Raw genomic sequence first — 22,569 nt, 5'->3', positions numbered from 1 at the left:
GCTTCGGTTCACGACCGAGGGGATGGCATGCCGGCAGCACGTTCGACGGCTCGCGCGCGCAGCAAGGTCGCGATCCCCCAGCTCGCCTGGGATGCGGTGCGGCCCGCGCCGATCGTCCTGGTGTCGGGGCCCGAGTCGGTGCTCGCCGATCGCGCGATCCGGCTGCTGCGCGACACGCTTCGCGCCGAGGACCCCGCCCTCGAGGTCTCCGATCTCGACGCCGCCAACTACGCGCCCGGGGAGCTGATCACGCTCGCCAGCCCGTCGCTCTTCGCCGAGCCGCGGCTGATCCGGGTCGACAACGTGCACAAGTGCGCCGACGCCTTCCTGGAGGAGGCGCTCGCCTACATCGAGAGCCCGGCCGAGGAGACCTACCTCGTGCTGCGCCACGTCACCGGGGTGCGCGGCAAGAAGCTGCTCGACGCGATCCGAGGCGGCACCGGCGGCGCCATCGAGATCGTCTGCGCCGAGCTCAAGCGCGATTCCGACAAGCAGGACTTCGTCGTCGCCGAGTTCCGCGCGGCCCGGCGCCGCATCACCGCGGGCGCGCAGCGCGCCCTCGTCGGCGCCTTCTCCGACGACCTCGCCGAGCTCGCGGCGGCCTGCCGGCAGCTGCTCGCCGATTCGAGCGACGAGATCACCGAGCAGATCGTCGACCGCTACTACGGCGGCCGTGTCGAGACGAGCGCATTCGCCGTCGCCGACGCGGCGATCGCCGGGCGCCACGGCGAGGCGCTCCGGCTGCTGCGTCACGCGCTGGCGACCGGCGCCGACCCGGTTCCGATGGTCGCGGCCTTCGCCAGCAAGGTGCGCACGATGGCGAAGCTCGCGGGAGCCCGCGGCTCGGCGGGAGACCTGGCCCGCCAGTTCGGCCTGGCCCCGTGGCAGGTCGAGCGCGCGCGTCGTGACCTCTCCGGCTGGGATGACGCCGGACTCGGCCGCGCGATTCAGGCGCTCGCCAGCGCGGACGCGCAGGTCAAGGGCGCCGGGCGCGATCCGGTGTTCGCCCTCGAGCACCTTGTCGGCGTGATCGCCGCGCGCGGCCGCGCCTAGCCTGCGCCTAGCCTGCGCCTAGCCCGTGCTGAGCACGTGCCGCGGCCGCCGGGCATGAGAAAGGCCCCGGAGCCGAAGCTCCGGGGCCTTTCTCGAGACGGCGTGGCGACTTAGAGGGCCGCGACCTGCTTGGCGATCGCGCTCTTGCGGTTCGCGGCGTTGTTCGCGTGGATGACGCCCTTGCTGGTGGCCTTGTCGAGCTTCTTGGTCGCGACCTGGAGGGCCGCCGTGGCCTTGTCCTTGTCGCCCTCGGCGATCGCGGCGCGCGTGGCGCGGATCGCGGTCTTGAGCTCGCTCTTGACCGCCTTGTTGCGCTCCTGCGCCTTGAGGTTGGTCTTGATGCGCTTGATCTGCGACTTGATGTTCGCCATGGGAATTCCTTTAACTGTTGCGGAACGAGTGGATAGTGCCGTTCCGGTAGAGGGGCCGTTCCGGCGAATCGCGCGCTGTGGGACACGCGGAAACCAAGGGTCTACGTTACCAGGTCGCGCGCGAGACCAGCAATCGTGCTCCGGTGCGTCGTCCGGCGGCCAGGAGTCGCCTCGCGAGCCCGTCGGGGAGCGGCGCGTCGCCGCGGCATGACGGTTCGGCCCGCCGCAGTCTGCGAGAATAGGCGGAAATGTCTCCTCGTGCCCTGAAGCCTCTCGAACCGGCCGCGACCGATCCCGCGCGCATCCGGAATTTCTGCATCATCGCGCACATCGACCACGGAAAGTCGACGCTCGCCGACCGGATGCTCGGCATCACCGGCATCGTCTCCGACCGTGACGCGCGCGCCCAGTACCTGGACCGCATGGACATCGAGCGTGAGCGCGGCATCACGATCAAGAGCCAGGCCGTGCGGATGCCGTGGCAGGTCGGCGGCGACACCTTCGCCCTGAACATGATCGACACCCCCGGGCACGTCGACTTCACCTACGAGGTGAGCCGCTCCCTCGCCGCCTGCGAGGGGGCGATTCTGCTCGTCAATGCCGCGCAGGGCATCGAGGCGCAGACCCTCGCGAACCTGTATCTCGCGCTCGACAACGACCTCGAGATCATCCCGGTGCTGAACAAGATCGACCTGCCGGCCGCCGACCCGGACAAGTACGCGAAGGAGCTCGCGAGTCTCATCGGCGGCAAGCCCGAGGACGTGCTGCGCGTCAGCGGCAAGACCGGCCAGGGCGTGGAGGAGCTGCTCGACCGCGTCGTCGAGCGGATCCCGGCCCCGGTGGGCGACCCGACCGCGCCGTCGCGCGCGATGATCTTCGACTCCGTCTACGACTCCTACCGCGGGGTCATCACCTACGTCCGGATGGTCGACGGCGCGCTCAAGCCGCGCGAGAAGATCCAGATGATGTCGACCCGCGCGGTGCACGAACTGCTCGAGATCGGCGTCTCCTCGCCCGAGCCGACGCCCACCAAGGGGCTCGGCGTCGGCGAGGTCGGCTACCTGATCACCGGGGTGAAGGACGTGCGCCAGTCGAAGGTCGGCGACACCGTCACCAACTCGCGCACGCCCTCCACCGAGCCGCTGCCCGGCTACACCGACCCGAAGCCGATGGTCTTCTCGGGGCTGTACCCGATCGACGGCAGCGACTATCCGGTGCTGCGCGAGGCGCTCGACAAGCTGAAGCTCTCGGATGCCTCCCTCAACTACGAGCCGGAGACTTCGGTCGCGCTCGGCTTCGGCTTCCGCTGCGGATTCCTGGGCCTGCTCCACCTCGAGATCGTCAGCGAGCGCCTGGAGCGCGAGTTCGGCCTTGACCTGATCTCGACGGCTCCGAGCGTGACCTACGAGGTGACGACGGAGGACCGCAAGGAGTTCACGGTCACCAACCCGAGCGAGTTCCCGACCGGGGCGAAGATCCACAGCGTCACGGAGCCGATGGTGAAGGCCGCGATCCTGGCGCCGAAGGACTACGTCGGCACGATCATGGAGCTGTGCCAGTCGCGCCGCGGCACCCTGCTCGGCATGGACTACCTGGGCGAGGATCGCGTCGAGATCAAGTACACGATCCCGCTCGGCGAGATCGTGTTCGACTTCTTCGACCAGCTCAAGTCGAAGACCGCCGGCTACGCCTCGCTCGACTACGAGCCGAGCGGCGATCAGGAGGCCGACCTGGTGAAGGTCGACATCCTGCTGCAGGGCGAGGCGGTCAACGCGTTCAGCGCGATCGTGCACCGCGACAAGGCCTACGCCTACGGCGTGCTGATGACCGAGCGGCTCAAGAAGCTCATCCCGCGCCAGCAGTTCGAGGTGCCGATTCAGGCGGCGATCGGGGCGCGCATCATCGCCCGCGAGTCGATCTCGGCGATGCGCAAGGATGTTCTGGCCAAGTGCTACGGCGGTGACATCACGCGCAAGCGGAAGCTCTTGGAGAAGCAGAAAGAGGGGAAGAAGCGCATGAAGATGGTCGGTCGCGTCGAGGTTCCTCAGGAGGCGTTCATCGCGGCGCTCTCCGGCGACGTCGAGACGAAGGACAAGAAGTGACCGCCGCCGCCGCGGTGGCCTTCACGGTCCTCCTGGTGGCGCTCGCGATCTTCCAGATCGCCCTGATCGCCGGCGTGCCGTGGGGCCGTGCGGCCTGGGGCGGGGCCGACGAGGTTCTTCCCGCGAGCAAGCGCATCGGCAGCATCGTCGCGGTGGTGCTCTATGTCGCCTTCGCCGTGCTCGCGCTGATCCGCGCGGGTCTGCTCGGCGATGCCGGCGAGGCCCTCGGCGTCGTCATCGCCATGTGGGTCGTGTTCGGCTACCTCGCGCTCGGCGTGCTGATGAACGCGATCTCGCGCAGCAAGCTCGAGCGCTTCATCATGACCCCGGTTGCGCTGGTGCTCGCGATTCTCGCCCTCGTGGTCGCGCTCGGGCGCTAGCGTCGGTCCCGACCGCCGAGAAAGGGGTCGACATGCCGGAGTGGGGTCTCGCCGCCATCGGCGGCGTCGCCGCGGGGGGCGCGCTGGTGCTCGGAGCCGCCATCGCCTGGTTCGTGCGCGTGCCGGATCGGGTGACCGCGACCATCATGGCCTTCGGGGCGGGGGTCCTGATCTCCGCTCTCGCCTTCGATCTGGTGCTGGAGGCGGAGGAGACCTCGGGCCTGCTGCTGACGAGCGCCGCGTTCCTCGCGGGTGCGGTCGTGTACGTGGCGGCGAACCTGACGCTGCACCGGCTCGGCCAGCGCGCCAAGCCGGGCACCGCAGCCGACTCCACCGGGTCCGGGATCGCGATCGGCGCGCTCCTGGACGGCGTGCCCGAGTCGGCGATCATCGGGCTCACGGCCGCGAGCTCGGGGGCGCTCAGCATCCCCCTGCTCGTCGCGGTCGGCATCTCGAACGTGCCGGAGGGGCTGTCGAGCACGGCGGCGATGAAGGCCTCGGGCCGCAGTCGCGCGTCCGTGTTCCGGCTGTGGGGGACGATCGGCGCCGTGTGCGCGGTGTCCAGCCTGGCGGGGTACTTCGGGCTCGGGGCACTCGACGAGCACGCGCGTTCGGTGACGCAGGCGGTGGCCGCCGGCGCCATCCTGGCGATGATCTGCGACACCATGATCCCCGACGCCTTCCGCCGCACCGGCGCGTTCACCGGGCTCGCCGCGACCGTCGGCTTCCTGGGGTCGTTCATGCTGCACGTCGCCGTGTAGCGCGCCCCGCTCAGGCGTGGACGGCGACCCGCGGTCGGGCGATCCGCACCACCGGGTAGAGCGCGGCGCGCATCCGGACCAGGCGCTCCAGGGTCTGCGGGCGCACGATGAAGCCGCCGAGTTCGCGGTCGGCTTCGACGACGAGCCAGACGCGGATGTCGTAGTGCTCCGAGAGCGCCGCGAAGGCGTCGACGTGGGAGGAGAAGCGCTCGGCGAGGCGGTCCAAGCATGCCAGCGCCAGCGGGTCGCCCTCGCTCGGCGTCGACTCGCCCTCGTCGAAGGTCCAGGAGGAGCTTGCGGCGATTTGGCCTTCGGCGGCGAAGCGGGGCAGCGGATGCGGGACGTCGGCTTCGAGCGCGAGCGTCGGCGCGACCCGCAGGGTGGCCGACACGCGCGACGCAGTGTCGAGCGGAGTCTTGCCGTACAGACTTACGCTCGCGCTGGTTCGGGTAACAGCCACCCCCTGAGAATGGAGCTTCCGCGAGGGAGAATCAAGTACACGGCCCTGTCTGTCCCACCCACTGGGGTGACCCGTCTAGGGGGTCTGGCGCCAGCCGAACTGCGGCTCGTAGCCGAGCTCGCGACGCGCCTTCTCGATCGAGAGCAGCGTCTCGTTGCCGGTCAGCTCGCGAGTCAGCTCCACGTTCGGGAAGAACGTCGCCATCAGCTCCGCGCTCGGGGTGTCGACCACCGTGTCGGCGTTCGCGATGACGTACGTCTCGAACCCCGGCTTCGCCGTCTCCAGCGCGCGCAGCACCGCCTGGGCGCCGTCGCGGGCGTCGATGTACCCCCAGAGGTTCCAGCGGCGGCTCGACGGGTTCTTCGAGTAGTCGGGGAACTGCGCGTAGTCGTCTGGGGTCATCACGTTCGAGAAGCGCAGGCCGGTGATGCTGAGCTCCGCATCCCAGCGCACGAGCTTGCGGGCGAGCTCCTCCTCGAGGTGCTTCACGATCGCGTACGTCGACTCCGGGCGCGAGGGGTACTCCTCGTCGAGCGGGGCGTACGGCGGATCGATGTCGAAGGGGATGCCGAGCAGCGTCTCGCTCGAGGCCATCACGATGCGGCGGATCCCGGCGCGGATCGCGCCCTGCAGCACGTTGTAGGTCGCGGCCATGTTGTTGTGGAAGGTCGCCGAGTCGGGAGCGAGCCCGCTCGCGGGAATCGCGCCGAGGTGAACGACGGCATCGAATCCGGGTGCCCGGTCAACCCCGTGCAGGGCGTCCACGACCTGCCCGTAGTCGGTCAGATCGGTCTGCACGAATCCGGGGGAGCGCTGCCCCGTGCGATCGAAGTTGGTGACGTCGTGGCCCGCCGCGCGCAGCGAGGAGACGACCGTCGAGCCGAGTTTTCCGCTTCCGCCGGTGACTGCAATTCTCATGACGGCATCCTCGCAGGTGCACGCGCGAGGTGCTCGCACGCCGGGAATCGGCGACAATGGTCGGATGCCCGCATCGCACCCCGCCCCGAACTCGGAGACGCCGCTCTGGCTCGTCCCCGTCACGTACGGGGCTGTCGGCGGCACGCAGGCGGCCGATCTGATGCGCTACCCGCCGAAGGGCTATCGCCCGATCGAGCGTCGCGTTCGCCTCGGGCACGGCGCGGAGCGCTTCGAGCATGCCTGGATGCAGACGCTGACCTGGGGCATCCAGCGGCGCTCCGGATTCCGTGTCCGGGTGATCGACGCCCCGCCCGAGGTGACGGATGCGAGCTACACCCCGGTCAGCTTCGAGCCCGACGGCACGCCGATCGAGCCAGCGACCCTCGCCGCCGACGGCGAGCAGGTGTTCTCGCCGGAGGGCGAGCCGCTGCTGCGCTCGGGAGACACCGCGCTGCTGCGGCTCCTGCTCTGGCCCGTCAACGTGCCGTGCCGTGTGGTCTACGTCGTCGACGAGCCCGCGCGCAAGGGCTTCGCCTACGGCACCCTTCCCGGGCACCCCGCCCGCGGCGAGGAGGCGTTCATCGTGGAGCATCGCCCCGACGACTCGGTGTGGCTCACGATCCGCGCGTTCTCGCGGCCCTCGGGCTGGCTTTACTGGCTCGGCTACCCGATCTCGCGGCTCACCCAGGCGATCATCACGCGTCGCTACGAGCGCGCCCTCACCGGTCCGATCGCGGACGAGCGGTGAGCCCGTCCGCGCTGCCCCTCGGCGACCCCGCACCGACGGATGGGCGGCTGCCAGCTTCCGTCGCCGGCGGCGCCGCGGAGCGCGATTTCGGGGTCTATCTGCACGTGCCGTTCTGCCGCGTGCGCTGCGGCTACTGCGACTTCAACACCTATACGGCCGACGAGGTCCGCGGCGTCAAGCAGAGCGACTACGCAGGTCAGGCCCTCGACGAGATCGGGCTGGCGCGGCGCGTGCTCGACGAGGCGGCGGTCGGCGGCCGCCCGGCCTCGACCGTGTTCTTCGGCGGCGGCACGCCCACCCTGCTGCCCATCTCCGACCTGGCGCGCATGCTCGACGGCGTGCGGCAGGCGTGGGGCGTGACCGCCGACGCCGAGGTCACGACCGAGGCGAACCCCGACTCGGTCGACCGCGACGCGCTGTTCGAACTCGCGGACGCCGGGTTCACCCGCGTGTCGTTCGGCATGCAGTCCGCCGTGCCGCACGTGCTGGCCACGCTCGAGCGCACCCACGATCCCGCGCGCGTGCCGCTGGTCGTGCGGTGGGCGAAGGAGGCCGGGCTCGCCACCAGCCTCGACCTGATCTACGGCACGCCGGGGGAGTCGCTCGACGACTGGAGCGCGTCGCTCGACCTGGCGCTCGCCCAGGAGCCCGATCACCTCTCGGCCTACGCCCTCATCGTGGAGACCGGCACGAAGCTCGCGCGCCAGATCGCGCGCGGTGAGGTGGCTCAGCCCGACGACGAGCTGCACGCGGACATGTACGAGCTCGCCGAGGCGCGGCTGACGGCGGCGGGCTACGACTGGTACGAGCTCAGCAACTGGGCGCGCACGCCCGCCCAGCGCTCGCGGCACAACCTCGCCTACTGGACGGGTCAGGACTGGTGGGGAATCGGGCCCGGCGCGCACAGCCACGTCGGCGGCGTGCGCTGGTGGAACGTCAAGCACCCCGCGGGCTACGCGCAGCGTCTCGCCGCGGGGGATTCGCCGGCGGCCGGCCGCGAGGCCCTTGACGACGAGACGCGGCGGGTGGAGAGCGTGCTGCTGCAGAGCCGGCTCCGAAGCGGTCTTGCGACGGAGCTGCTCGACGCCGAGGGGCGCACGGCGGTCGCCGGGCTGATCGCCGACGGGCTCGTCGACGGGCGTGCGGCTCTCGCGGGACGACTGGTGCTGACCGTGCGCGGACGGCTCCTCGCGGATGCGGTCGTCCGACGCCTTCTGCCGGACTAGATTTCATCTCATGGAGTTCTTCACGGATCTGTTCATCGACGGCGAGTGGCGCGCGGGCGCCGAGGGAGAGCGGTTCGGGGTCACCGATCCGGCGACCGGGAACACGCTCGCCGAGTTCGCGGTGGCGACGATCGATGACTGCATCGACGCCGTCGATGCCGCCGAGCGCGCCTTCCCGGAGTGGGCCGCGACCGCCCCGCGCGTGCGCGCCGAGATCCTGCGTCGTGCCTTCGAGATCCTCACCGCCGAGAAGGAGACCCTCGCCGAGCTGATGGTGCTCGAGAACGGCAAGGCCTGGCCCGACGCGATGGCCGAGGCGGGCTACGCCACCGAGTTCTTCCGCTGGTTCAGCGAAGAGGCCGTGCGGGTGCGCGGCGACTTCCGCCTGGCGCCGGCCGGCGACAAGCACATCATCGTCGACCACCAGCCGATCGGGGTCTCGGTTCTCGTGACGCCGTGGAACTTCCCCGCGGCGATGGCGACGCGCAAGCTCGCCCCGGCGCTGGCGGCGGGCTGCACCGTCGTGCTGAAGCCCGCGAGCGAGACCCCGCTCACCTCCGCCTACGTCGTCGAGGTGCTGCGTCGCGCCGGGGTCCCGGCGGGAGTGGTGAACCTGGTCACGCCGCGGCCGACCGGCCCCGCGGTGAGCGCGATGCTGCACCACCCGGCCGTGCGGAAGCTCTCGTTCACCGGCTCGACCGAGGTCGGCCGCCAGCTGCTTCACGAGGCGGCGGACACCGTGCTCAGCACCAGCATGGAGCTCGGCGGCAACGCCCCGTTCCTCGTTCTCCCCGGCGCCGATCTCGACGCCGCGGTCGAGGGCGCCCTCATCGCCAAGATGCGCAACGGCGGCTCGGCGTGCACGAGCGCGAACCGCTTCTACGTGCACCGCTCGCTGCACGACGACTTCGCCCGCGCGATGAGCGAGAAGCTCGGCGCCTTCAAGGTCGGGTCGGGTCTCGATCGCGACAACCAGCTCGGCGCGCTCGTGTCGGTGGGGGAGCGCGACAAGGTCGCCGACCTCGTCGACACCGCGGTGGCCGAGGGCGCGCGCCTCGAGATCGGCGGTGAGAAGAGCGCGCAGGGCGCCTTCTACCCGCCCACCGTGCTCACCGGCGTCGAGCACGGCGCCACGATCAACGCGACCGAGATCTTCGGGCCCGTGACCGCGATCGTCGTCTTCGACGACGTCGACGACGCGATCCGCATGGCCAACGACACCATCTTCGGCCTCATCGCCTACGTCTACGGCGAGAAGGGCGAAGCGCTGCGCGTGGCGCGCCGGATCGACGCGGGCATGGTTGCGGTCAACCGACCCGTGATCAGCGACCCGGCGGCGCCGTTCGGCGGCATGAAGCAGTCCGGCCTCGGACGCGAGGGAGCGAGCGAGGGCATCCTCGAGTTCCTCGAGGAGAAGTACCTCGGCGTCGAGCTCTGACTCAGTTGATGAACGGGATGGCGAGCGGGTACTTGTAGCCCTCGCCCTTGTTCGCCGCGACGGCGGCGATGATCGCGAACACGATCGAGTACACCCAGACGGCCAAGTAGGTCACGAAGCCGATCAGCACGAACATCAGGATCCACGACGCGACGTAGCCGATCAGCACGGTCAGCTGGAAGTTGAGGGCGGTCGCGGAGTGCTGGCGCACGAGCGGGCCGCGGTCCTTGAGGACCAGGTAGCCGATGAGCGGCACGAGGAAGCCGAAGAAGATTCCGCCCACGTGGATGAGCGTCGCCCAGAGGCGCTCATCGGACGGGCTCAGCGGGGACGGCGCCGCGGCGTAGGGGTTGACGGGGGGCGGAGTCTGCTCGGTCATGGCGCCATTAAACCAGCAAGCCGAGCCCCGAAGGGCTCGGCTTGCGGTGGTGCGCGGTGCGCTTACTTGATGAAGCGGAAGGCGAACGGGTAGCGGTACGAGCCGCCGTTGTTGACCTTGATGCCGCCCATGACGCAGAAGATGACGGTGACCACGACGATGGCCAGCCAGATGAGGGTCTGCACGATGCCCCACAGGCCGAAGGTCACGGCGGTGAGGATCAGCCCGATGATGAAGTTCGCGACGTGCGCGATCGCGACCGTGATCTGGAAGTTCAGGGACTCCTTGGCCTCGACGTTCACCTTCGCTCCGCGGTCCTTGAGGATCAGCCAGATCAGGAGGGGCGCGAGGAAGGAGAGGATGCCGCCGAAGTGCGCCAGCGACGCCCAGAGCTTGTCGTCGGACTCCGAGAGAGGTGCCGCCGCTGCGGGTGCGGATTCAGTCATGGTCTTTGCATACCTTTCGAAGGTGTCTGGTCTCGATCCGACGTCTCGCGACGACGGACCCATCAACCCACCATGGCAAACGGCCATCGTGAGCACACGGCCACGGTATCGGTCGGTGCGGGCGCGTGCAACGGTTTAGCCACACCCGCTCGCGCTACAATTGGCAGTCAAGTTGCCGGAGTGCTAAAGGCGGGCGAGCGGGTCCGCGGTCGAGAGGCGGTGTCGTCATGGTTTCCGAGCGCGGTCTGGAAGTGCTTCGCGTCATCGTGCAGGACTACGTCGCCTCCCGTGAGCCCGTCGGCTCGAAGTCGATCGTCGACCGGCACTCCTTCGGGGTGTCCGCCGCCACGATTCGCAACGACATGGCGCTGCTCGAAGAAGAAGAGCTCATCACGGCGCCGCACACCTCCTCGGGTCGCGTGCCGACCGACAAGGGCTACCGCGTCTTCGTCGATCAGCTGAGCGACCTGCGGCCGCTGAGTGCGGCGCAGCGCACCGCGATCGAGACCTTCCTCGGCGAGGCGGTCGACTTCGACGACGTGCTGGCGCGCACCGTGCGGATGCTCTCCCAGCTCACCAACCAGGTGGCGCTGGCCCAGTACCCGAGCTTCGGCACGGCGCGGGTGCGCCACATCGAGTTCGTGGTGCTGGCCCCGTCGCGCCTGATGACGGTGCTGATCACCGACACCGGACGCGTCGACCAGCGGCTCGTCGAGACCGGCACGACACTGACCGACGATGCGGTGGCCGACCTGCGCGCGCGCTTCAACGGCGAGCTGGGCGGGCTGGCGCTCGCGGAGGCGGCGACCCGGCTCGCCGACATCGCGGGGGCCGTCGCGCCGGAGCACCGCGCGCTGGCCGAGAAGCTCGCCGAGAGCCTCGGCGAGCAGGTGGCGGCGAACCGCCAGGACCGCCTCGTGATGGCCGGCGCCGCGAACCTCGCGCGCACCGAGCGCGACTTCACCGGCAGCATCTCCTCGGTGTTCGACGCGATTGAGGAGCAGGTGACGCTGCTGCGGCTGTTCGGCGAGATGCAGTTGGAGCACGACGGAGTTCGCGTCAGCATCGGGCGTGAGAACGACACCTTCGGCCTCGGCGAGACGAGCGTGCTCGCCACCGGCTACACGGCGACGGGCGGAAGCACCGCCCATGTGGGGCTCCTCGGCCCCACCCGCATGGACTACTCGAGCAACATCGCGGCGGTGCGGGCGGTAGCCCGCTATCTGACGCGACTGCTCGGTGAAGACTGATCATTCGACACCCTAAGGATTACCTGGTTTGACTGACCACTATGAGGTCTTGGGCCTCGAGCGCACGGCGACGCCCGAGGAGATCAAGAAGGCGTACCGCCGGCTGGCGCGCGAACTCCACCCGGACGTGAACCCGAGCGCGGATGCGGCGGAGCGCTTCAAGCTCGTCACGCACGCCTACGACGTGCTGAGCGACCCGGACCAGCGCGAGCGCTACGACCTCGGCCCGCAGGCAGGGTTCGGCGGCGGGAACTTCGGCTTCGGCGACATCTTCGACTCGTTCTTCGGCGCGTCCCAGGCCCGCTCCGGCCCGCGCTCGCGCCGGGAGCGCGGACAGGATGCGCTGCTGCGGATCGAACGTCTCGCTCGACGAGGTGATCTTCGGCACCGCCCGCGAGATCGATGTCGACACCGCCATCCTGTGCGCGACGTGCGAGGGCTCGTGCTGCGCGCCGGGCACCTCGCCGATCACCTGCGACATCTGTCGCGGCACCGGCCAGATCCAGCGCACCATGCGCTCGCTGCTCGGCAACGTGATGACCTCGAGCCCGTGCGGCACCTGCCGCGGCTACGGCACGATCATCCCGAACCCGTGCCCGACCTGCGCCGGTCAGGGACGCGTGCGCGCCAAGCGCACCGTCACGATCGACGTGCCGGCCGGCGTCGACACCGGCATGCGCCTGCACCTGGCGGGGGAGGGCGAGGCCGGCCCCGCGAGCGGCCCGAACGGCGACCTGTATCTGGAGGTCAAGGTCAAGCACGATGACACCTTCAGTCGCAACGGCGACGACCTGCTCGCCACGCTCGAGGTGCAGATGACGGATGCCGTGCTCGGCACGACCGTGACCCTCGCCGCGCTCGACGGCGACGTCGAGATCGAGGTGAAGCCCGGCACGCAGAGCGCCGACGTCATCACGGTGAAGGAGCGCGGAGTGACGCGGCTGCGCGGCGGCGGCCGCGGAGATCTGAAGGTCGGCATCCAGGTGGTGACGCCGGTGCGCCTGAACAGCAAGGAGCAGCAGCTCATGAAGCAGTTCGCGCAGAGCCGACGCCCCGTGCCGCCCGAGTTCTCAACCTTCCAGCAGGGCATCTTCGCCAAGCTGCGCGATCGCTTCCTGGGCTGAGCGTCATGGCGTCGCTGTACCTCACGACTCCGGCCGAGCTCGCCGAGGGCGTCGCCGCGGGGCGGGTCCGGCTGACAGGGGACGAGGCGCGGCACGCGGCCCAGGTCTCCCGGGTGCGTGTGGGCGAGCACATCTCGGTCGGCGACGGCGCGGGCACGATCGCCAGCGGTGAGGTCGAGCAGGTGGCTCCCGGCGAGGTGCTCGTGCGGGTCGAGGTCGTGCGCACCGACGACGCGCCGCGTCCCGCGCTCTGGCTCGCCCAGGCGCTCGCGAAGGGCGATCGCGACGAGCTCGCCATCCAGGCCGCGACCGAGCTCGGCGTCTCCGGGGTGATCCCGTGGGCGGCCGAGCGCTCCGTGTCGCGCTGGTCGGGCCCGAAGGTCGAGAAGGGGCGCGCGCGCTGGGAGACGATCGTGCGCGAGGCGAGCAAGCAGGCGATCCGGGCGCGGGTGCCCGAGGTCGCCCCGCTCGCCGCGACGCGCGACCTGACGGCGCACTCCTCCGAGCACGAGATCGCTCTGGTGCTGGATCCGACCGCCGAGATCGGCATCGGCGAGGTGGAGGTGGCGCACCTCGACCGGATCACGCTGGTGGTGGGACCCGAGGGCGGCATCTCGCCCGCGGAACTGGCCAGCCTGGAGGCGGCCGGCGCGCGGCGGGTGCGGCTCGGCGCCGAGATCCTGCGCACCTCGACGGCGGGGCCCGCGGCGCTGGCGGTGCTGAATGCACGGCTCGGGCGCTGGTAGCGCGAGCCGCTTAAGATGGGAACATGAGCACCGCCGAGCCGACGATCTTCGAGCGCATCGTCGCGCGTGAGATTCCCGCTGACATCGTCTTCGAGAACGAGCGCGTCATCGCGTTCCGCGACATCGCGCCGAAGGCTCCCGTGCATCTGCTGGTGGTGCCGAAGACCGCCGAGTTCGCGAACGTCGTGGAGCTCGCGGCCGGCAGCCCGAGCTGCTCGCCGAGATCGTCGCGGTCGCGGGGCAGCTCGCGGCCGAGCACTGCGGCGGCGAGTTCCGGTTGATCTTCAACACCGGCGCCGCCGCCGGTCAGACCGTATTCCACGTGCACGCCCACGTCCTGGGCGGCACCCTCCCGGAAGGCAGCCTTGGCGCCGAATGACCCGACCCCGCCCGATGCGCCCCTCGAGAGCGCGCTCGGGCATGCCGAACTCGAGGTCGACGGTCTCGCGATGGTCCGGCTGCTCGGCCCGCAGGATCGGCTGCTGACCCGTCTCGAGCACGAGTTCCCCGGCGTCGAGGTGCATGTGCGCGGCAACCGGGTCGCCCTCGACGGCGAGCCGAGCCAGGTCGCGGCTGCCGAGCGTCTCGTGCGCGAGCTCGTCACGATGGTGCGCGACGGCGTGGATCTCGGCCCGAGCGATGTCTCGACCTCGGCCCGCATCCTGGAGCGCGGCGAGACGACGCCCGCCGAGGTGCTGAGCCAGGCGATCATCTCGGCGCGGGGCAAGAGCATCCGCCCGAAGACGCTCGGGCAGAAGGCGTACGTCGACGCGATGGATCACCACACGGTGACCTTCGGGATCGGCCCCGCCGGAACGGGCAAGACCTACCTCGCGATGGCGAAGGCCGTCCAGGCGCTGCAGCGCAAGGAGGTCGACCGCATCATCCTGAGCCGGCCCGCGATCGAGGCGGGCGAGCGGCTGGGGTTCCTGCCGGGCACCCTGACCGACAAGATCGACCCGTACCTGCGGCCGCTGTACGACGCGCTCAACGAGATGATGGATCCGGAGATCGTTCCCAAGCTCCTGGCGACCGGAACCGTCGAGGTCGCGCCGCTGGCGTACATGCGCGGGCGGACGCTCAACAACTCCTTCGTCGTGCTCGACGAGGCGCAGAACACCACGCCCGAGCAGATGAAGATGTTCCTCACGCGTCTCGGTTTCGGCACCCGGATGGTCGTCACCGGCGACATCACCCAGGTGGATCTGCCGCTCGGCGCGAGCGGCCTCCAGCTGGTGTCCCACATCCTCGACGGCGTCGACGACATCTACTTCGCCCGGCTGACCAGCGACGATGTCGTGCGCCACTCGCTCGTGGGACGCATCGTCGACGCCTACACGCGCTACGACGCTGAGCAGCAGGCGCGCCAGCACGCGCGCGAGCTCGGCGGCGACCCGGACGGCGTCAACCGCGCCGCACGCCGCGGCCGCGCCGCCGATTCCACCGCCCGCGGGCATGAGCACAAAGGACGTCGACGCTCGTGAGCATCGAGATCAACAACGAGTCGGGCATCGAGGTCGACGAGGCCGCGATCCAGCGTCTGGCGAGCTTCGCGCTCGATCACGTGCGCGTGCACGCCGATGCCGAGCTGGCGATCCTCTTCGTCGACGAGGCCGCCATGGAGCAGCTTCACGTGCAGTGGATGGACGAGCCCGGACCGACCGACGTGCTGAGCTTCCCGATGGACGAGCTGCGCCCGGGATCGGATGACGACATCACGCCGCCCGGGCTGCTCGGCGATCTGGTGATCTGCCCGCAGGTGGCGATCGCGCAGGCCGAGGAGGCCGGTCATTCGCCGATCGAGGAGATGACCCTGCTGACGGCGCACGGCATCCTCCACCTTCTCGGCTTCGATCACGCGGAGCCGGAAGAGGAGAAGGAGATGTTCGGCGTCCAGCGCGACATCCTCATCGGCTTCTCCCTCGCCGAACGCCGGAGGTCGTAGTGGTCGTCGCATTCGTCGCGATCTCGGTGCTGCTCGTCGCGTTCGGAGGATTCCTGGCGGCCGCCGACGCGGCGCTGAGCGTGCTCAGCCGTGGCGACCTGGGCGAGCTCGCCGAGCGCTCGCGGGCACGCCGCTCGCTGCAGGCGATCGCCGCCGACATCGGCGCGCACCTGAACGCCACCAACTTCATGCGCATCGTGGCCGAGACGACGGCGGCGGTCCTCGTGACGCTCTCGCTCGCGACGATCTTCGTCGAGCGCTGGTGGTGGTCGCTGCTGGTGGCGGCCCTCATCATGACCGGGGTCTCGTTCGTCCTGGTGGGGTCGAGTCCGCGCTCGGTCGGGCGCGCCCACGCGCGCGCCATCGCGCGCGCCGCCGCCGTGCCGGTGCGCGTCATCCGACTGATCCTCGGCCCGTTCGCCGACGCGCTCGTCGCGATCGGCAACTGGGTCACGCCGGGTCGGCCCAAGGCGGTGACCTTCTCCAGCGAGGAGCAGCTGCTCAGCATGGTGGACGAGGCGACCGAGGCGGATGTGCTCGAAGAGGGCGACCGCGAGCTGATCCACTCGATCTTCGCCTTCAACGACACGCTGGTGCGAGAGATCATGATTCCGCGCACCGACATGGTGACGATCGATGCGGACGCGTCGATCGCCGCCGCGATGAGCCTGTTCCTCTCCTCGGGCGTCTCGCGCATGCCGGTGGTCGGCGGCGACGTCGACGAGGTCGTCGGCATCCTCTACCTGCGCGACCTCGCGCGCTACAGCCACGAGCAGCCCCTGGACGCGGCGAACGTCCGCGCGCGGGAGCTCTCGCGCGAGGCGCTGTTCGTGCCGGAGTCGAAGAAGGCCGACGACGCCCTCCGGCAGATGCAGCTGGAGTCGACCCACCTCGCGATGGTGTTCGACGAGTACGGCGGGATCGCCGGGCTCGTGACGCTGGAGGACCTGATCGAGGAGCTCGTCGGGGAGATCTCCGACGAGTACGACCGTGACACCCCCGACGCGAGCTCGCTCGGCGGCGGCGTCTACCGGATCAGCGCGCGGCTGCCCACCGACGAGCTGGGCGAGCTCTTCGGCGTCGAGCTCGACGACGACGACGTCGACTCGGCCGGTGGCCTGCTGACGAAGGCGCTGGGGCGGCTTCCCGAGCGCGGGGCCTCCGCCGTCGTGTCCGGGATCTCGTTGCGCGCCGAGCGCGTGGAGGGTCGCCGAAAGCTGCTGCGCACCCTCATCGCCCAGCGCGACGCCACGCTCGACCCGCCTGTGCCCCCCACCCCCGAGAAGAGCGAGCGAACCCGATGACCGAGAACTTCCGTGCCGGGTTCGTCTCCTTCGTGGGGCGGCCGAACGTGGGCAAGTCGACCCTGACCAACGCGCTCGTGGGGGAGAAGGTCGCGATCACCTCCTCGAAGCCGCAGACCACGCGGCACGCGATCCGCGGCATCGTGCACACCCGTGACGGCCAGGTCATCATCGTCGACACGCCGGGCATCCACCGCCCGCGCACCCTGCTGGGCGAGCGTCTCAACAGCGTTGTGACCGCCACCCTCGGCGATGTCGACGTGATCGGATTCTGCATTCCCGCGGGCGACCGGATCGGACCCGGGGATCGTTTCATCAACGAGCAGCTTGATGCCTTCCCGCGCGCGAAGAAGGTCGCGATCGTGACGAAGACCGACTCGGCCAGCAAGAGCCAGGTCGCCGAGCAGCTCGTCGCGGTGAGCGAGCTCCGCGAGTGGGAGGCGATCGTGCCGGTCTCCGCGCACAGTCGCGTGCAGCTCGACATCCTGCACTCCCAGCTGCTGGGACTGCTGCCGACCTCGCCGCCGCTGTACGACGCCGACACCACGACCGACGAGACGCTCGAGAAGCGCATCGCGGAGCTCATCCGCGAGGCCGCGCTCGAGGGCGTGAGCGATGAGCTGCCGCACTCGCTCGCGGTCACGATCGACGACATCGTCGACCGTGACGACAAGGACCTGGTCGACATCTACGCCAACGTCTGGGTCGAGCGCGACAGCCAGAAGGGCATCATCATCGGCAAGGGCGGTGCGCGTCTGCAGGAGGTCGGCGCGCGAGCCCGCGCCGCGATCGAGCCGCTCATCGGCTCGCAGGTGTTCCTGTCGCTGCGGGTGAAGGTCGCCAAGGAGTGGCAGCGCGACCCGAAGCAGCTCGGGCGCCTGGGCTTCTGAGCTCAGCCGGTCGTCAGCGTGACGGCACCTGCGAAGGCGTCGCCCGTGAGGTGCTCGCCGCGGGGCGCCACGACCGCGCAGTCGACCGGGTAGCTCGCCCCGTCGGCACGGGAGCCGTCGAAGAAGGCCCAGCCGTCGGTCGGCCACACGTCCGCCCACACCGAGACCTCGTCGCCGAGCGCTCCCTCCGCCAGCACCTGGCCGATCAGCGTCGCGCACACCTCGTCGGCCGCACTGTACTCGGCCGGCTGCCCGGTGACCTGGTCGACCGCCTCGACCCAGTCGGTGCCGAGTGCCGCGCCCGCGTCGAAGCGCAGGATCGACTGGCCGGTGTGCGCGCTCTCGCACGTCACCGGGGTGCGCTGGTCGTCGTCGAGCAGCTCGAAGCACTCGCGGAGCTCGGTCGGGATCGCCCCGGTGAGCAGATCGGCGATCGTGGCGCCGGACTCGAAGCTCACGGTGCGAAGCTCCGCGGCCTCGTCGAGCCAGCCGACAGCGCAGACGACCGAGTCGTCGTCGAGGCCGAATCGCGCGGCGGTGTCGAGCGAAGCGGCGAGCCAGGTCGGAGACGCCACCTCGAGGGCGAGGTCGTCGCCGATGAGCTCGCCCACCATGACTCCCGAGAGGCCGGTGATGGCGCGGAACGCGCGTTCGCACTGCGGCATCGCCCAGTCGGTGAACGCGACGACGAGCTCGTCGTTCGGATCGCCGAGCAGCAGTCGCTCGTAGACGGTCGCGGCGTCGCTCGCGGCGATCGCCTCCTCGGCGCCCGGCCAGGCGCCGAGGCTCGCGACGATGTCGAAGCGGTGCGGCTCGCGGCACTCCACGACGGTGTCCCGCACGGGCTGGTGGTTGAACTCCTCGGCCACGCAGTCGCCCGTCTCCAGCACCACGGCGTCCGGCGTCGTCGCGCATCCCACCAGCAGCAGGGCGACGACGGCGGCGAGGGAGGCACCCGGCAGGATGCGGCGGCGTCGGGGCATGCGGGGGATCCTCCTGATGGCGTTCGCTTGCTCGCTGAGCGTACCTCGCCGGTGCGGTCGAGTCGGGCTCAGCTGACGCGATCGGTGGCGGCCACGGCGAGCTGCCGGAGCTCCTCCCGGGCGCCGCGCGCGAGGGGCGCGTCGTCGAGGGCGGCGAGCGCATCGCCGACTTCGCGCGCGATCATGCGCTCGACGTGATCCACCGCGCCGGAGTCGCGCACCGCGGTCTGCAGCATCGCGATCTGATCCGGGGCGAGATCCGGGTCGCCGACGAGCTCGTCGAAGATCCGCAGCGTCGAGCTCGGCAGCTGCTTGCGGGTCAGCGCGATCAGCATCGTGCGCTTGCCCTCGCGCAGGTCGTCGCCGGCGGGCTTGCCGGTCTTGGCCTCGTCGCCGAAGACGCCGAGGATGTCGTCGCGCAGCTGGAACGCGACGCCGAGCGGCAGGCCGAAGTCACGGAGCGCGCTCACCTGCGCCAGGGAGCCCTCGGCCAGAGCGGCGCCGAGGGCGAGGGGCGCCTCGACGCTGTACTTGGCCGACTTGTAGACGACGACGCGATGCGCGCGCTCAAGCGCCTCGAGATCGTCGTGGTCGCGCCAGGAGACCTCGTCGAGCATGTCGAGGTACTGCCCGAGCGTCACCTCGCTGCGCATGGTCGCGAATTCGGCGCGCGCCGCGGCCGCCGCCGAGGCGGGCAGCGCGGTGAGTCCGCGCTCGAAGAGGTCGTCGCTCCAGCCGAGCAGCAGGTCGCCGAGCAGCAGCGCCGCCGCGCGGCCGTAGCCGGCCGCGTCGCCGGACCAGCCGGACTCGGTGTGGAACGCCTCGAAGCGGCGGTGCAGGCTCGGCTTCCCGCGGCGCAGGTCCGAGTTGTCCATGATGTCGTCGTGGGCGAGAGCCGCCGCGTGGAACAGCTCCAGGGCAGCGGCCGCCGCGACGACGGCGTCGAGCCGGTCGTGGACGGCGGACTCGTCGGCCGGGTCGAGCGAGTCGGTTCGCATGGCGACGGCCGCCCAGCCCCAGTAGCAGAACCGGGCGCGGAGCCGCTTGCCGCCGGCGAGGAACTCGCGAGCCGCCGTCGTCAGCTCGGCGAGTTCGGGGGAGATGCGCCGAAGCGCCGAGTCCTGCTCATCGAGGAAGCCGACGAGACAATCGTGGACGAGATCGACTAATCGCGGACTCCCAGGCACGCGCCTAGCCTAGCCGTGGCGCGGAGGCTTAGAATGGAGTTTCAGCAGGAGATCGACCGATGACCGGTCGTTCACGAGGGAGCAGCAGATGCCACTTTCCGAACAGGAGCAGCGCCTCCTCGACGAGATGGAACGCAGCCTCTATCACAACGAGGCCGACGACGTCACGACGGTCGGAGCGCCTCGAGGTCGCGCCAGTTTCACCGCCATCCTGCTCGGAGCGATCGCGGGCGTGCTCGGGCTCGGGCTCCTGCTCACGGGCGTCATCGCGCAGCAGCCGATCGTCGGCGTTCTCGGGTTCGCCCTGATGTTCGGCGGCGCGGTCTTCGCCATCACGCCTCCGCTGCGCTTCCGCGTGCTCCCGTCGGGGCGCAGTGCCGCTCCGCGCACCGAGCGCACGAGCTTCATGGATTCGCTCAACGATCGCTGGGATCGCCGCACCGACGAGCGGGACCGCTAGCCTCCACTCTCCTCCACGGCGCCTCAGCTGCGCCGTTCACTCGGGGTCGACCATTCGGTCGGCCCCTTTTTTCGTGCCCGCGGCGCGCGCTGGCGCCGTGGGCGCCGCGCTTTCCTCCACTCTCCTCCACACCTCTGATCAGCGATTTATCTGCATTCCTGAGGACAGCTACGCATTCATCGCCGAATTTCGTAGACGAGTGGAGTGCTGTGGAGTAAAGTGGAGGAAACCCTGCGTCTGGCCGGAGAGTGAAGGGGGTGGCCCACATGCTTCTTGGCACATTCGTCCCCAAGCTCGACGACAAGGGCCGTCTCGTCCTCCCGGCGAAGTTCTGGGATGAGTTCGCCGGCGGCCTGGTGATGACGCGCGGCCAGGAAGGCTGCGTGTACGTCTACAGCCAGCGCGAGTTCGAGGCCCTGCACGAGCGGATGAGCGCCCAGGCGCCCGCGCTCGGCAAGAAGGGGCGCGACTACCTGCGCCTGTTCCTGAGCGGCGCGGCCCAGGAGATCCCCGACTCCCAGCGACGCATCACCATTCCCGCGGCGCTGCGCGAGTACGCGCACCTCGATCGCGAGCTCACCGTGATCGGCGCCGGCACGCGCGCCGAGATCTGGGACACCGAAGCCTGGAACCAGTACTACAGCGCCACCGAAGCCGAATTCTCCGACGCCGACGGGGAGGTGATTGCGGGCCTCTTCTAGCGCCTGGGCTCCGACCCTCAGCCGCGCTCCCTGACTCACCTTCCCCGGTGTCAGGTCGCAGCGGATGGGGATCAGAACTCAGGGGCTCGCCCCGACGACATGACGAACAACCCACTCCACATCCCGGTGCTGCTGGAACGCTGCATCGAACTGCTCGCGCCCGCCCTCGAGCGTCCCGGGGCGATCCTGATCGACGCCACGCTGGGACTCGGCGGGCACGCGGAGGCCTTCCTTCAGCGGTTCCCCGGCCTGCACCTCGTCGGGCTCGACCGCGACACGGAGGCGCTGGCGCTGACCGCCGAGCGACTGGCGCCCTACTCGGAGCGCATCGATCTGGTGCACACCATCTACGACCGCATCCCCGAGGTGCTCGACGAACTCGGCATCGACGAGGTCTCCGGCGTGCTCTTCGATCTCGGCGTCTCCTCGATGCAGCTGGACCAGGCGGAGCGCGGCTTCGCCTACTCGCAGGATGCCCCGCTCGACATGCGCATGGACCCGACCGCGGAGCTCACCGCGGCGCGCGTCATCGCCGAATACGACGAGGCGGAGCTGCGTCGGATCTTCTACGAGTACGGCGAGGAGAAGCTCGCGCCGCGCTACGCCAGTCGCATCGTGCAGCGCCGCGCCGAAGCGCCGCTGCGCACCTCCGCCGAGCTGGTCGAGGTGCTCATCGCCGCGACGCCGGCGGCCGTGCAGCGCGCTGGCCACCCCGCGAAGCGCGTCTTCCAGGCCCTGCGCATCGAGGTGAACCAGGAGCTTGTCGCCGTCGAGCGCGCCATCCCGGCCGCCCTGGACTCGCTCGAGGTCGGGGGGCGCATCGTCGTGCTCGCCTACCAGTCGCTGGAGGACCGCATCGTCAAGCGGGTGCTCGCCGCGCGGTCGCGCTCGACCGCCCCGCGCGGGCTGCCCGTCGAGCTGCCCGAGCACCGGCCCGAGTTCCGACTGCTGGTACGGGGGGCCGAACTCGCCAGTGACGACGAGAAGGCGCGCAACTCGCGCGCCGCGCCGGTGCGGCTGCGTGCCGCCGAACGACTCCGAGGTGCCGTATGAGCCACACCACGATCGGGGCGACGGCACTCGCGTCACCGCGCCCGAACCCGCGGCCCTCGACCCCGCCGCGGCGCCACCTCGAGGTCGCGCCGACCCGCGCCCAGCGCCGCGCGCGCCCGAAGCTCGTCCACGCGGTCGTGCTGCTCACCGGCGTGGTCGCGGTGCTCCTCGCCCAGCTCGGTCTCAGCATGGCGGTCGCCGACGGCGCGTACCAGATCTCGAGTCTGCAGGTCGAGCAGCGTGACCTGCTGCGCGACAGCGAAGCGCTGGCCGAGAACCTGGAGAGCCTGCAGTCGCCGCAGTTCCTGGCCAGCAACGCCGAGGCGCTCGGCATGGTCGCGAGCGGAAGCCTGCCGCACATCGACGTCTCGACGGGCGCCGTGAGCGGGCGCGCGGGCGAGACCGGCGGGAGCGTCCTCGGCCGCAGCGGTGGGGAGATCGGCAACGTGACCCTGGCCGGCGTCCCGCTCGTCACCGCATCCCAGACCACCCCGACCGAGTCGACGTCGTCGAGCTCGCAGGCGAACGGCGGCCTCACCGTCGTCGGCTCGAATGGGGACGGCGCGGGCGCGTCGACCGCGCAGTCGGGCGCGGGGGAGTCATCCTCGACATCAGGCACCCTGCCGTCGCCGAAGACCCGGTGA

The 22,569-nt window shown here is 70.4% G+C and carries 24 protein-coding genes and 2 pseudogenes; 19 read left to right on the top strand and 7 right to left on the bottom strand.

All coding sequences use genetic code 11. The features are described from left to right. The first annotated feature begins 27 nt into the window (after positions 1-27). Positions 28-1,053, top strand: a complete 1,026-nt coding sequence (gene holA / locus AC0L6Y_RS06780; protein ID WP_473549890.1) for a DNA polymerase III subunit delta — start codon at positions 28-30, stop codon at positions 1,051-1,053. Between the two features lie 110 nt (positions 1,054-1,163). On the opposite strand, the gene rpsT is transcribed toward holA, so the two are convergent. Beyond that, positions 1,164-1,424, bottom strand: a complete 261-nt coding sequence (rpsT, locus tag AC0L6Y_RS06775) for a 30S ribosomal protein S20 (protein WP_473549887.1) — start codon at positions 1,422-1,424, stop codon at positions 1,164-1,166. A gap of 248 nt (positions 1,425-1,672) precedes the next feature. On the opposite strand from rpsT, the gene lepA reads away from it, so the two are divergent. From lepA to AC0L6Y_RS06760, 3 genes are read left to right on the top strand one after another with little or no spacing between them, the layout of a single operon-like run. Continuing rightward, positions 1,673-3,526: a translation elongation factor 4 gene (gene lepA / locus AC0L6Y_RS06770; RefSeq protein ID WP_473549884.1), complete on the top strand. Its 1,854-nt coding sequence runs from the start codon at positions 1,673-1,675 to the stop codon at positions 3,524-3,526. Further along, positions 3,523-3,906 carry a hypothetical protein gene (locus tag AC0L6Y_RS06765; RefSeq protein ID WP_473549881.1) on the top strand — a complete coding sequence of 128 codons (384 nt, stop codon included), beginning with the start codon at positions 3,523-3,525 and terminating at the stop codon, positions 3,904-3,906. The genes lepA and AC0L6Y_RS06765 overlap by 4 nt, the downstream gene beginning before the upstream one ends. Positions 3,907-3,938: 32 nt before the next feature. Further along, complete coding sequence (locus AC0L6Y_RS06760) at positions 3,939-4,667, top strand: ZIP family metal transporter (RefSeq protein ID WP_473549877.1); 729 nt, start codon at positions 3,939-3,941, stop codon at positions 4,665-4,667. A 10-nt stretch (positions 4,668-4,677) separates the two neighbouring features. On the opposite strand, the gene AC0L6Y_RS06755 is transcribed toward AC0L6Y_RS06760, so the two are convergent. Both AC0L6Y_RS06755 and AC0L6Y_RS06750 read right to left on the bottom strand, forming a co-directional pair. Then, positions 4,678-5,127, bottom strand: coding sequence for a hypothetical protein (locus AC0L6Y_RS06755; protein WP_473549874.1), 450 nt, complete (start codon positions 5,125-5,127; stop codon positions 4,678-4,680). A 75-nt stretch (positions 5,128-5,202) separates the two neighbouring features. After that, entirely contained in the window at positions 5,203-6,045 is an 843-nt protein-coding gene (locus tag AC0L6Y_RS06750; protein ID WP_473549870.1) for an NAD-dependent epimerase/dehydratase family protein, read from the bottom strand. Positions 6,046-6,109: 64 nt separating this feature from the next. Between AC0L6Y_RS06750 and AC0L6Y_RS06745 the strand changes: the two genes are divergently transcribed. From AC0L6Y_RS06745 to AC0L6Y_RS06735, 3 genes are read left to right on the top strand one after another with little or no spacing between them, the layout of a single operon-like run. Next, positions 6,110-6,793, top strand: a complete 684-nt coding sequence (locus AC0L6Y_RS06745; protein WP_473549867.1) for a DUF1990 family protein — start codon at positions 6,110-6,112, stop codon at positions 6,791-6,793. Continuing rightward, positions 6,790-8,019: a radical SAM family heme chaperone HemW gene (gene hemW / locus AC0L6Y_RS06740; protein WP_473549863.1), complete on the top strand. Its 1,230-nt coding sequence runs from the start codon at positions 6,790-6,792 to the stop codon at positions 8,017-8,019. The genes AC0L6Y_RS06745 and hemW overlap by 4 nt, the downstream gene beginning before the upstream one ends. 10 nt (positions 8,020-8,029) lie before the next feature. Beyond that, positions 8,030-9,457 carry an NAD-dependent succinate-semialdehyde dehydrogenase gene (locus tag AC0L6Y_RS06735; protein ID WP_473549860.1) on the top strand — a complete coding sequence of 476 codons (1,428 nt, stop codon included), beginning with the start codon at positions 8,030-8,032 and terminating at the stop codon, positions 9,455-9,457. Position 9,458: 1 nt separating this feature from the next. Here the strand turns inward: AC0L6Y_RS06735 and AC0L6Y_RS06730 are convergent, their stop codons facing one another. Beyond that, on the bottom strand, positions 9,459-9,836 hold the full coding sequence (locus AC0L6Y_RS06730) for a DUF4870 domain-containing protein (protein WP_473549857.1): 378 nt from the start codon (positions 9,834-9,836) through the stop codon (positions 9,459-9,461). A 62-nt stretch (positions 9,837-9,898) separates the two neighbouring features. Next, positions 9,899-10,282, bottom strand: coding sequence for a DUF4870 domain-containing protein (locus AC0L6Y_RS06725; RefSeq protein ID WP_473549854.1), 384 nt, complete (start codon positions 10,280-10,282; stop codon positions 9,899-9,901). 227 nt (positions 10,283-10,509) lie between these two features. Between AC0L6Y_RS06725 and hrcA the strand changes: the two genes are divergently transcribed. From hrcA to era, 8 genes and pseudogenes are all read left to right on the top strand, one after another. After that, complete coding sequence (gene hrcA / locus AC0L6Y_RS06720; RefSeq protein WP_473549850.1) at positions 10,510-11,532, top strand: heat-inducible transcriptional repressor HrcA; 1,023 nt, start codon at positions 10,510-10,512, stop codon at positions 11,530-11,532. Between the two features lie 28 nt (positions 11,533-11,560). Further along, positions 11,561-12,656: pseudogene (gene dnaJ / locus AC0L6Y_RS06715) on the top strand (molecular chaperone DnaJ). A 5-nt stretch (positions 12,657-12,661) separates the two neighbouring features. After that, positions 12,662-13,402 carry a 16S rRNA (uracil(1498)-N(3))-methyltransferase gene (locus tag AC0L6Y_RS06710; RefSeq protein WP_473549847.1) on the top strand — a complete coding sequence of 247 codons (741 nt, stop codon included), beginning with the start codon at positions 12,662-12,664 and terminating at the stop codon, positions 13,400-13,402. A gap of 23 nt (positions 13,403-13,425) precedes the next feature. Beyond that, positions 13,426-13,781: pseudogene (locus AC0L6Y_RS06705) on the top strand (histidine triad nucleotide-binding protein). Positions 13,782-13,851: 70 nt separating this feature from the next. Continuing rightward, positions 13,852-14,886 carry a PhoH family protein gene (locus tag AC0L6Y_RS06700; RefSeq protein WP_473558334.1) on the top strand — a complete coding sequence of 345 codons (1,035 nt, stop codon included), beginning with the start codon at positions 13,852-13,854 and terminating at the stop codon, positions 14,884-14,886. Then, a complete protein-coding gene (gene ybeY / locus AC0L6Y_RS06695; RefSeq protein ID WP_473549843.1) occupies positions 14,883-15,347 on the top strand; it encodes an rRNA maturation RNase YbeY in 465 nt (154 codons plus the stop codon). The genes AC0L6Y_RS06700 and ybeY overlap by 4 nt, the downstream gene beginning before the upstream one ends. Then, a complete protein-coding gene (locus AC0L6Y_RS06690; RefSeq protein WP_473549841.1) occupies positions 15,347-16,651 on the top strand; it encodes a hemolysin family protein in 1,305 nt (434 codons plus the stop codon). The genes ybeY and AC0L6Y_RS06690 overlap by 1 nt, the downstream gene beginning before the upstream one ends. Beyond that, complete coding sequence (era, locus tag AC0L6Y_RS06685; RefSeq protein ID WP_473549838.1) at positions 16,648-17,541, top strand: GTPase Era; 894 nt, start codon at positions 16,648-16,650, stop codon at positions 17,539-17,541. The genes AC0L6Y_RS06690 and era overlap by 4 nt, the downstream gene beginning before the upstream one ends. Positions 17,542-17,543: 2 nt before the next feature. On the opposite strand, the gene AC0L6Y_RS06680 is transcribed toward era, so the two are convergent. Beyond that, positions 17,544-18,524 (bottom strand): hypothetical protein, encoded by a 981-nt coding sequence (locus AC0L6Y_RS06680; protein WP_473549834.1) that lies wholly within the window; start codon positions 18,522-18,524, stop codon positions 17,544-17,546. Between the two features lie 68 nt (positions 18,525-18,592). Continuing rightward, a complete protein-coding gene (locus AC0L6Y_RS06675) occupies positions 18,593-19,711 on the bottom strand; it encodes a polyprenyl synthetase family protein (protein WP_473549831.1) in 1,119 nt (372 codons plus the stop codon). Positions 19,712-19,799: 88 nt separating this feature from the next. Between AC0L6Y_RS06675 and AC0L6Y_RS06670 the strand changes: the two genes are divergently transcribed. The 4 genes from AC0L6Y_RS06670 (at position 19,800) to ftsL (ending at position 22,569) form a co-directional block, all read left to right on the top strand. Continuing rightward, on the top strand, positions 19,800-20,171 hold the full coding sequence (locus AC0L6Y_RS06670; RefSeq protein ID WP_473549828.1) for a DUF3040 domain-containing protein: 372 nt from the start codon (positions 19,800-19,802) through the stop codon (positions 20,169-20,171). Positions 20,172-20,437: 266 nt separating this feature from the next. Next, complete coding sequence (gene mraZ, locus AC0L6Y_RS06665) at positions 20,438-20,872, top strand: division/cell wall cluster transcriptional repressor MraZ (RefSeq protein ID WP_473549825.1); 435 nt, start codon at positions 20,438-20,440, stop codon at positions 20,870-20,872. Between the two features lie 99 nt (positions 20,873-20,971). Beyond that, positions 20,972-21,925, top strand: a complete 954-nt coding sequence (rsmH, locus tag AC0L6Y_RS06660) for a 16S rRNA (cytosine(1402)-N(4))-methyltransferase RsmH (protein WP_473549822.1) — start codon at positions 20,972-20,974, stop codon at positions 21,923-21,925. Further along, positions 21,922-22,569: a cell division protein FtsL gene (ftsL, locus tag AC0L6Y_RS06655; protein WP_473549819.1), complete on the top strand. Its 648-nt coding sequence runs from the start codon at positions 21,922-21,924 to the stop codon at positions 22,567-22,569. The genes rsmH and ftsL overlap by 4 nt, the downstream gene beginning before the upstream one ends.

It is taken from the genome of Pseudolysinimonas sp. 10J20-29 (genome assembly GCF_055809595.1).
Note: the sequence above shows the minus strand (reverse complement) of the source record. Positions and strands in the feature narration are given on the sequence as shown.